The sequence below is a fragment of the Maricaulis sp. genome (assembly GCF_015665295.1).
GTDB lineage: Bacteria > Pseudomonadota > Alphaproteobacteria > Caulobacterales > Maricaulaceae > Maricaulis.
This window is the reverse complement of record NZ_JADFAJ010000009.1, coordinates 96,389-105,922: the sequence shown is the minus strand read 5'-3', so window position 1 is coordinate 105,922 and position 9,534 is coordinate 96,389. Positions and strand designations below refer to the sequence as shown.

At 64.5% G+C, this 9,534-nt stretch carries 10 protein-coding genes and 1 pseudogene; 4 read left to right on the top strand and 7 right to left on the bottom strand.

What is annotated here, in order from left to right; translation table 11 throughout:
- Positions 1–2,940: pseudogene (locus tag QZZ02_RS04650) on the bottom strand (hypothetical protein); the annotation flags it as partial.
- A 154-nt stretch (positions 2,941–3,094) separates the two neighbouring features.
- Between QZZ02_RS04650 and QZZ02_RS04645 the strand changes: the two are divergent.
- Positions 3,095–3,511: an NADH:ubiquinone oxidoreductase subunit NDUFA12 gene (locus QZZ02_RS04645; protein ID WP_291842695.1), complete on the top strand. Its 417-nt coding sequence runs from the start codon at positions 3,095–3,097 to the stop codon at positions 3,509–3,511.
- A gap of 42 nt (positions 3,512–3,553) precedes the next feature.
- Positions 3,554–4,042, top strand: a complete 489-nt coding sequence (locus QZZ02_RS04640) for a DUF2155 domain-containing protein (protein ID WP_291842694.1) — start codon at positions 3,554–3,556, stop codon at positions 4,040–4,042.
- On the opposite strand, the gene aat is transcribed toward QZZ02_RS04640, so the two are convergent.
- From aat to aroQ, 4 genes are read right to left on the bottom strand one after another with little or no spacing between them, the layout of a single operon-like run.
- Complete coding sequence (aat, locus tag QZZ02_RS04635) at positions 4,009–4,659, bottom strand: leucyl/phenylalanyl-tRNA--protein transferase (protein ID WP_291842693.1); 651 nt, start codon at positions 4,657–4,659, stop codon at positions 4,009–4,011. The two genes, QZZ02_RS04640 and aat, sit on opposite strands and share 34 nt — an antisense overlap.
- Positions 4,660–4,690: 31 nt before the next feature.
- Entirely contained in the window at positions 4,691–6,037 is a 1,347-nt protein-coding gene (gene accC, locus QZZ02_RS04630) for an acetyl-CoA carboxylase biotin carboxylase subunit (protein ID WP_291842692.1), read from the bottom strand.
- Between the two features lie 25 nt (positions 6,038–6,062).
- Complete coding sequence (accB, locus tag QZZ02_RS04625; RefSeq protein WP_291842691.1) at positions 6,063–6,548, bottom strand: acetyl-CoA carboxylase biotin carboxyl carrier protein; 486 nt, start codon at positions 6,546–6,548, stop codon at positions 6,063–6,065.
- A gap of 21 nt (positions 6,549–6,569) precedes the next feature.
- Positions 6,570–7,010 carry a type II 3-dehydroquinate dehydratase gene (aroQ, locus tag QZZ02_RS04620; protein ID WP_291842690.1) on the bottom strand — a complete coding sequence of 147 codons (441 nt, stop codon included), beginning with the start codon at positions 7,008–7,010 and terminating at the stop codon, positions 6,570–6,572.
- A gap of 76 nt (positions 7,011–7,086) precedes the next feature.
- Between aroQ and thiS the strand changes: the two genes are divergently transcribed.
- A complete protein-coding gene (thiS, locus tag QZZ02_RS04615; protein ID WP_366511498.1) occupies positions 7,087–7,287 on the top strand; it encodes a sulfur carrier protein ThiS in 201 nt (66 codons plus the stop codon).
- A 1-nt stretch (position 7,288) separates the two neighbouring features.
- The gene (locus QZZ02_RS04610; protein WP_291842688.1) at positions 7,289–8,092 is read left to right on the top strand and encodes a thiazole synthase; all 804 of its coding nucleotides are present in this window, start codon (positions 7,289–7,291) and stop codon (positions 8,090–8,092) included.
- Here QZZ02_RS04610 and QZZ02_RS04605 read toward each other — a convergent pair.
- Both QZZ02_RS04605 and QZZ02_RS04600 read right to left on the bottom strand, forming a co-directional pair.
- Entirely contained in the window at positions 8,089–8,832 is a 744-nt protein-coding gene (locus QZZ02_RS04605) for a thioredoxin domain-containing protein (protein WP_291842687.1), read from the bottom strand. The two genes, QZZ02_RS04610 and QZZ02_RS04605, sit on opposite strands and share 4 nt — an antisense overlap.
- A 231-nt stretch (positions 8,833–9,063) precedes the next feature.
- Positions 9,064–9,525 carry a RidA family protein gene (locus QZZ02_RS04600; protein WP_291842686.1) on the bottom strand — a complete coding sequence of 154 codons (462 nt, stop codon included), beginning with the start codon at positions 9,523–9,525 and terminating at the stop codon, positions 9,064–9,066.
- Positions 9,526–9,534 lie beyond the last annotated feature (9 nt).

Below are 9,534 nucleotides of genomic sequence, written 5' to 3'. Positions count from 1 at the left end.
GGACCAGTTGCAGGCATCGCATTTCTGGCCGCCGTCATCATCCATGACGACCGTGAAATGGCCGCACTCGGGGCAGGGCGCGCCGCTGTAGACGGAGATGTCGCGCGAGGTCGACCGGCTGCTTGAGGAGCGCTGGTCCTCGATCTCGTAATGACCGGACTGACTGTCCGGGCCGTCACCGCTGGCCGCACGCTTGGGCGCATTGGCGAACATCAGGATATTGTCGGGAACCTGGCCGCGCGAGAAGCCGCGCGAGATAAACTTCGCCGCATCTTCCTGAGCCAGCTTTTCTTCCTGTACGCCCCGTCCGAGACCACCTGGATCTGCCTTGTCGGCGGGCAATTCGGCGAGGTCATCGCGGCCCAGATAGGAAACACCCAACTCGCGGAAGAGATAATCGAGGATCGAGGTCGCGTGCTGGATGGAATCATTGCCCTGCACCGCACCTGCCGGTTCGAAACGTGTGTAGACGAAGGCGTCGACAAATTCCTCCAGCGGCACGCCGTATTGCAGGCCAATCGAGATCGCTATTGCGAAGTTGTTCATCAAGGAACGGAAAGCCGCGCCTTCCTTGTGCATGTCGATGAATATCTCGCCGAGCTCGCCATCATCGAATTCGCCGGTGTGGAGATACACCTTGTGACCGCCAACGGTGGCTTTCTGGATATAGCCCTTGCGGCGGTCCGGAAGCTTGCGGCGGGCAGCGGGTTTCTCGACGACGCGCTCCACGGTCCGTTCGATAATGCGCTCGGTTGGTGGCGCTTCGGCGGCGTAGTCACCCTTGTCGAAATCGATGGCGGGCAGGAGGTCGAACAGGCCCGATGCCGTGCGCCGGATCGACAGGGCGCGCAGGCCGAGTTCGCCGCCCAGATCGATCAGTGCGGCGACATCATCAATTGCAGCATCGCCATCCAGCGCGATCCCGGTCTGGCAGCAGCCACCGGTCTGGGCCTCGATGGCGGCCGCCATGAGCATGCAGTCCTGGTGCGAGGGCGTGCCAAAGAGGCGCCGTGCCTTGGCCGGCAGATCCGGCGCGCCCGCGAGATCGCCCGTGCCGTGTGCGTGGGCGTCGGCGGCGCGGATATCATCCTCGTCATAGCCGATGGCATGACACAGGGAATTGCCATTGCGCTCGATCACATCACTGCCAAGGCCGAGCGCGTCGCGGCAGGTCCGGTCGCCCAGAGTCCAGCGATTGAGGGCGTGCCGTACCGAGGCGCCTTCGGCAATCGAATCCTCGAGGCGTTCGAGCGCGTCGACGGGCACACCACGCGCCATCAGGTCTTCCAGCGAAATGCCGGGGGCACCGCGCAGGCTGCCATGGCCGGCCGCATGATCCTCGGCGCGTTCGACGTCGGTGACGCTGCAGCCGAGCGCCAGAAGTCCGGCGCGGGCACAATCGCGGAGCCGCTGGCCACCGGTCATGTCGGCATCACTGGTGATCGCCGATACCACGGGCATCGCACCGACGCTGTCCGCATCCAGCAGCGCGGCGATGTGCGCTTCGGGCTCGCGGCAGGACAGGGTTGGGCCGGGACGGGCCAGCGCGGCCTTGGGCAGGAAGGGGGCGGGCGCTGCGCGAAGCTGCTCGGCCACCAGCGCAAAGGTCGCCGGCAGGTCTTCCAGCTCAGGCATTTCACCAAGGCCGGGCGCCGCCGCGCCTGTTTCCATGGCAACATCGCGCAATGTGCGGGTCGCCAGATGGGCAATGGCGGCGCTCGTCGCGCGGGCGGACTCGCTGCCATATGCGAGGCCGCTTGACATCAAAAGCGCTCCAACGCCGGTCAACACCAGCGATCCGGCAGAGCTGGCGCCCTTGGGTGCGCTGAGCGTCAGCGCGATCGCCCAATAGCGCAGTGCATCGCAGAACAGCTCGGCCTGGAAACCGTCATTGCGGTCGAGGAAGGCGGGCAGGTTGATCCACAGGGCCGGTCCGGTCTCGTCGGGGCTGGCGTGGAAGGCAAGGGAGGGCGTGCCAAAACTCCAAACGGTCCGGGCAATCCCGGTGCGCAGGTCGCGGGCCCGGACCTCGCCACCATCCTGTTCGAAGGTCCAGGTCTCATCCTGACTGACCGCGGCAGTGAAGGCGGCCGGGATATGCACCACGGCCGGTCGGGTCTCGACACTGTCCGGGATGAGGACCGACAGGGCGTCGTCATCGGTGCCCTGCCGGGCGAGGGCCAGGGCCCGCTCGACCGCCTCCTCGGGGACGCCGTCCTTGAGAGCCCGCCGCATGGCCCGGGCGAGGGCGGCATTCCGGCGCGGATCAAAGCAATCCTCGATATCGCCGGAACAGCGACGCACAGCTTCGCCGATCGCCTCAAGCCGGTCGCGCGTCACCCGGGCACCGACATCCAGCACCGAGGCGCGCAAGGCGGATTCGGCGACACGCCGCAACTGGCCCGGCGCCTGGCGCGAATTGACGCGGATGGTCAGCGGCGGCGTTGCGGCGGCAGCGGTGGCGACCGGGTCACCATAGGCCCAGTCGACCCCGCCTTCGCGGATCAGGTTGGCGTCGGCTATGACGAGACGGCCGGTCAGGCTGGCGGCGAGCTCGCCGGCAAGCCGCTCGGCATCGCTATCGCACTCAAATCCACCCTGTCGCGCGGCCGACCAGGCCATCGCGCCGGACAGGCGGCGGGCGACGGCCGCGAAGTCCGGCTCGAGGGCCCGTTCCTCATCGGTGGCCGATGCCGGGCAGAGTGTCCCGAAGGTCTTGGCATCCTTGCACGGCGCCGTGTTGACCGGGCGCGGCGTGTCCAGGAGGTCTGCGAGGGCCTGGGCTGCCGACAGGCTCCAGCCGGCCGGTGTGACGAGCTCGCGCGCGGCGCTGGGCAGATCGTCCGCGTCGCGGTCTGGAGAGGCCAGCTGGCGTGTCTCGGGTCCGCCGGCGGGCGCTGTCTCGGCGATGAAATCGGCTAGGCGACCGAAGACCTGCATGCTGAATTCCCTCCCGGCCCGAATCGTTCGGGCTCATGCAGAGTCTACCGCGTCGTCCCGCTGTCCTGAAACCCGCCGCGTTCAACACTGGACCCGGCTGCCCGACAGGGGCATATAGGCCAAGCCTGCCTCGACCGACTCGGAGCCGCTGACAATGTTCGGACTGATTTCAAAAATCTTCGTGTGGTGGAAAGATGCCACCCCGGGAACCTTCCTGACGCTGCGCATGCGCGGCGCCAAACAGGTTGGCTCGGACGAGTACGGCAATCGCTATTTCGAGGAATCGGGTGTCACCGGTCCCGATGGCCAGGGTCAGAAGCGTCGCTGGGTGATTTACAAGGGTTATGCCGACGCCTCGCGCGTGCCGTCCGACTGGCATGGCTGGCTGCACCACACGTTCGACGAGCTCCCGAGCGAGACCCCGCTGATGCGACAGCCCTGGGAGAAGGATCACCATCCCAATCTCACCGGCACGGTGCACGCCTATCGTCCGACCGGTTCGCTCGCGACGCGTGACCGCCGCCAGGCGACCACCGGTGATTACGAAGCCTGGTCCCCGGACGAGGCATAATCCGCCTTTACCGCGTCACAATCCCGCGACAGGGTATGCGTCATGAAAACCTGTGTATTCGCCTCGATTGTCTCGCTCGCGCTTGCCGCACCCCTGTTGGCCCAGGATGAGCGCCCGGATGGCGACCAGCCGGTTGCGCCATCCGCCCAGGATGCCTCCAACCTGTTGCGCCGCGATGATCCGGACGCCATGCCCGAGCGCGGGCCCTTGTCTTCGCAGCCCGGCACCACTGTCGTGCTTCGTGGCCTCGACAAGGTGACCGCCCGCACTCGCGATTTCGAGATCGCGATCGGTGACACGGTCGAGTTCGGCGCCTTGTCGATCACGGCGCAGTATTGCCGCAAGCGCCCGCCGGAAGAGACGCCTGAAACCTATGCCTTCCTGCAGATCAATGACCGGCGCACGGACGGGTTCGGTGTCGATGTTGATGGCGAGCAGATTTTTTCCGGCTGGATGTTTGCCTCGCGGCCGGCCCAGAACCCGCTCGAACATCCCGTTTATGACGTCTGGGTGATCGACTGCAGGGCCTGAGCGCCGGAAATCTCGTCGGGCAGGGCCTTGAAGTCCGCCTCGAAAATCAGCGCATCGCCAAGTCTTTCGCGATAGTCACTGCGCGAGATTGTCTGCGCACCAAAACTCTCCAGATGCTCGGTGGTGAATTGCGTGTCGAGCAGGCTGTAGCCTCCGGCCCGCAAGCGCGCGATCAGATGCACCAGGGCGACCTTTGAGGCGTCGCGACGGCGCGAGAACATGCTCTCGCCGAAAAAGGCCGCGCCCAGCGAGACGCCGTACAGGCCGCCGACCAGATCGCCGCCGGACCAGCATTCCACCGAATGGGCATAGCCGGCGGCATGCAGGTCGGAATAGAGCCGGATGATCCCGTCATTGATCCAGGTTTCCTCGCGGCCCGCCGCCGGCGTGGCACAGCCGGCGACGACCGCTGCAAAGGCATGATCCACGGTGATCTGGAACGCGTTCTGGCGAACGGTCTTCTTCAGGCTGCGTGAAACGTGAAACCCATCCAGCGGGATGATTCCGCGCTCGTCCGGGTCGAGGAGGTAGATGCGCGGGTCGTCCCGGCCCTCGGCCATCGGGAAGACACCGCGGGCGTAGCAGTTGAGCAATTCCTCGGCACCGAAGCCGCGCATGATCACTCCTCAACCCGGCTGTCCGGGCCGATCAAGTCGCCCGGCTTGCCAACCAGTCCTCAAGCCAGCGGATGTGGTAATTGCCACTCACGAAATCCGGTTCCTCAAGCAGTTCAAGAAAGATCGGGATCGTGGTCTCCACACCGCCGACAACCATTTCCTCGAGCGACCGGCGTAGGCGCAGAAGCGCCTCGTGACGCGTGCGTCCATGCACGATCAGCTTGCCGATCAGGCTGTCATAATAGGGCGGAATGGCATAGCCGGCGTAAAGGGCGGAATCGAGGCGGACGCCCAGACCTCCCGGTGCGTGGAAGTCGGTGACCGTGCCCGGCGAGGGCGCGAAGGTGCGCGCATTTTCGGCATTGATCCGGCACTCGATGGCCCAGCCTTCAAACGTCACATCGCTCTGCTTGATGTCGAGCGGCTGACCGTCGGCAACACGGATTTGTTCGCGCACCAGGTCGATGCCGGTGATCATCTCGGTGACGGGATGCTCGACCTGCAGACGGGTATTCATCTCGATAAAGTAGAACTCGCCGTTTTCCCAAAGGAATTCGATTGTGCCGACGCCGCGATAGCCGATCGCCTCGATGGCGCGGCGGACGACGTCACCGATTTTCTTGCGATCATCGTCATTGAGGGCCGGCGAGGGTGCCTCTTCGAGGATTTTCTGGTGGCGGCGCTGCAGCGAGCAGTCGCGCTCGCCCAGATGGACCACATTGCCGTGCGTGTCGGCGAGGATCTGGATCTCGATATGGCGCGGGCGGCCGAGGTATTTCTCGATATACACCGTGCCGTCACCGAAGGCAGCGAGCGCCTCGGCGGACGCGGTTTCCATCGCTTCCTTCAGCCTGTCGGCTGTCTCGGCGACCTTCATGCCGCGGCCGCCGCCGCCGGATGCGGCCTTGATCAGCACCGGATAGCCGATCTCTTCGGCAATCGGCTTGGCGGCCTCGTAATCCTTCACACCGCCTTCCGAGCCCGGAACCACCGGGATTCCGGCATCCATGACGGCCTGCTTGGCAGTGATCTTGTCGCCCATCATGCGGATATGCGCGGCGGTCGGGCCGATGAATGCAAGGCCATGGGCCTCGACAATCTCGGCGAAGCGCGCATTTTCCGACAGGAAGCCATAGCCCGGATGGATCGCCTGGGCGCCGGTCACTTCGGCAGCGGTGATGATCGCGGGAATATTGAGATAGGACTTGTTGGCCGGCGGCGGGCCGATGCACACGCTCTCGTCCGCGAGGCGCACATGCATGGCATTGGCGTCGGCTTCGGAATGCACGGCAACCGTGCGGATTCCCATCTCGCGGCAGGCGCGGTGGACGCGAAGGGCAATTTCGCCGCGATTGGCGATCAGTATCTTGTCGAACATGTCGTCGCTCGCCTTGCTGGTCGCGTCAGGACAGGACGAAGAGCGGTTCGCCGTATTCGACCGGCTGGCCGTCTTCGACGAGAATATCGGTGATCGTACCGGACTTCTCGGCCGTGATCGGATTGAAGGTCTTCATGGCCTCGATGAGCAGGACGGTATCGCCGGTCTTCACCTGGTCACCGATCTTCACGAAATTCACCGCATCCGGATTCGGCTTGAGGTAGGCGGTGCCGACCATCGGAGACTTCACGGCATTCGCATCGTCCGCCGGGCCGGAGGCTGCGGCGGGTGCTGCCGAAGCGGGCACGGCGGCTGGCGCTGCCGCAACAGCCGGGGCCGAAGCCGCGACGGTGTGGACCACCGGGGCTGCAGTAATCTGACGGGCGATCTTGAGGCGCAGGTCGCCACGCTCGACCTCGATTTCCGAAAGGTCGGTCTCACGAAGAATGTCCGCCAGTTCGCGGACAAGTTTCGCGCTGATCGGGGAGCGGGGTCGGGAATCAGAACTCATGATGAAAGGCCTTTGGTTCCGTCAGTTGCCGATACTGGAGACGGCAGCGTTGATGCCCAGCAGGTAGCTTTGCAGTCCCAGACCGGTGATCGATCCGCGGGCCGCAAGGGCGATATAGGAATGGTGCCGGAATGCTTCGCGTGCTGCAGTCTGACTCAAGTGAACTTCGATGACGGGAGGTTCTATAGCGCGAACCGCGTCATGCAAAGCGACCGATGTATGTGTGAATGCAGCCGGATTGAAAACAACTGCACTCGCATTGACGTTTGCGTCATGTAGCCAGTCAATGAGCTCGCCCTCATGATTGGACTGGCGAAAGACGATGCCATACCCCAAGTCACGGGCATGTCCAGCGCAGGCCTGTTCAATCTCCGCCAGGCTCAGCGCGCCGTAGATTTCCGGCTCGCGCGTGCCCAGGAGGTTGAGGTTGGGACCATTGAGAATGTGAATCGGTTGGATCATGGCCTTGCTTTGCATCCGTAACGGGATTTACCACGGGTCTAACGAGGGACTCACGGAAAGGCCAGCGAAGACCATGCTGCAGCTGACAGTCAATGGTGACGGCCGCAAGGTCGACCCCGATACCAGTGTGAGCGATCTCGTCGGGCTGTTGGGCCTCGATGGTCGCAAGATCGCTGTCGAACGCAATCTGGCCATTGTGCCGCGCTCGCAATATGACCAGACCGTGCTCGCCGATGGCGACCGGATCGAGATTGTCGCGTTTGTTGGAGGTGGATGAGATGGATGACGCCCAGACAGTGAATGCCCCGTACGAGGACAAGCCGCTGGTCGTGGCCGGTCGTCCCTTCAACTCGCGCCTGATCATCGGCACCGGCAAGTACAAGACCTATGCCCAGAATGCACAGGCACTTGAAGCCTCCGGCGCCGAGATGATCACCGTCGCGATCCGGCGCGTGAACCTGTCCAATCCGGACGAGCCGCGCCTGGTCGATTTCATTTCGCCGGACGACTACACCTTCCTGCCCAACACGGCCGGCTGTTTCACCGGCGAGGATGCCGTACGCACGCTGCGCCTGGCCCGTGAGGCCGGTGGCTGGAACCTGGTCAAGCTGGAAGTCCTGTCCGACCCCAAGCATCTCTATCCCGACATGGCCGAGACGCTGCGCGCCGCCGAATTGCTGATCAAGGACGGGTTCGACGTCATGGTCTATTGCTCGGATGACCCGGTTTACGCGAAGAAGCTGGAAGAGATCGGCTGTTGCGCCATCATGCCGCTGGGCGCCCCGATCGGTTCCGGGCTGGGCATTCAGAACCCCGTCAATATCCGCCTCATCATCGAACAGACCAAGGTGCCGGTCATCGTCGATGCCGGCGTCGGCACCGCCTCCGACGCCACCGTGGCAATGGAGCTGGGCTGTGACGGTGTCCTGATGAACACCGCCATCGCCGAGGCGAAGGACCCTGTCCGCATGGCGCGTGCGATGCGCCATGCGGTCATTGCCGGTCGTGAGAGCTATCTCGCCGGTCGTATGCCGAAAAAGCGATACGCCGATCCGTCGAGCCCGCTGTCAGGCCTGATCTAGCCCCGCAGGGCAGCCGCCAGGGCCTCGTCCAGCGCCATCTCATTGGCTCCCGGGATCACGGTGCCATCGACGATGAAGAAGGGCGTGCCCGTGACATTGAGGGCGCGGCCGAGAGACCGGACCTGGTTGATGTGGGCCATGATGGCCGGGTCTTCCATGTCGGTCCGCATGCGGGCCACATCGACGCCGGACACGGTCGCCAGCTGGTCGATCCGGTCGGATGGAAGCGGGCCGGACGAGCGCACCATCGCAAGGTGGAAGGCGGCATAGACCTCTTCACCCTGGCGCAGCGCCGCGAGAGCGGCGACCGCCGCCTCGACCGAGTCATCGCCGAGGATCGGATATTCCTTGAACACGATCTGGACGCGGTCGCCATATTCCTCGCGGACCCCTTCCACCCAGGCGGCGGCGACGCGACAATAGGAACATTTATAGTCCATGAATTCCACGATCACGACTTCGGCGCTGTCGCTGCCGAGGCGTGGATCGCGGTCGTCGTTGAAGATCGCATCGCTGTTCGCGGCGACGGCCTCATAGACCGACTGCATTTCCCGTGCGCGGGCCCGCCGCTGCAGTTCGATCAGGGCTTCCTCGATGATCTCCGGATGCTCCAGGATGTAATCCCGGACGATCTCTCGCACATCGTCGCGGTCGGTTTCGCTCAGCTGCGCGGAGGCGGCGGGCTGTTGGCAGCCGAGAAGCGCGACCGAGGCCGCTAGAATGGCGAACAAGCGATGCATTGGGGTGACCCTCCGGTGTTTGGACCCTGTCTAGCCCAGCCCGGCAGACAGGGCGAGGCCGGGGTCTGTAAATTTCGCGTGGGGTGAAGACGGTCGACCGGTTCGAGGCCTTGCATCGTCGCGCCGGCTTGATTCTGCACTGCCGATGTCGCCGCTTGCCAGTTTTCTGGCCCGCCTGTCCCTGTCCACGGCTGACGTCGCGGCCGCTCCCGCAGGCTGATGGCAGGCGCGTCAGGCGATTTCGAACACGCCATCGACCTCAACCGCTGCGCCCAGCGGCAGGACCGGGCAGGACACGGCCGAGCGGGCATGGCGGCCGGCATCGCCGAACACCTCGACCATCAGGTCGGAACAGCCATTGATCACCAGCGGGATATCGGTAAAGCCCGGCACGGCAGCGACAAAGCCGCCCAGTTTCACAACGCGTTTCATGCGCGAGAGGTCGCCGCCGCAGGCGACCTTCAGCTGCGCGATGAGATTGATCGCGCAAAAGCGCGCTGCGGCCTGGCCGGCGGCGACGTCCATATTGCTGCCCAGCGTGCCCGTGACCAGCCCGTCCGCGCCGATCGAGATCTGGCCGGAAATGAAGACCTGGCTGCCGCTCTGCACGAAGGGCACATAATTGGCGACCGGTGCGACCGGTTCCGGCAGGGTGATTCCAAGCTCGGCGAGGCGGGTGTCGATGGCGGACATGTCAGGCTC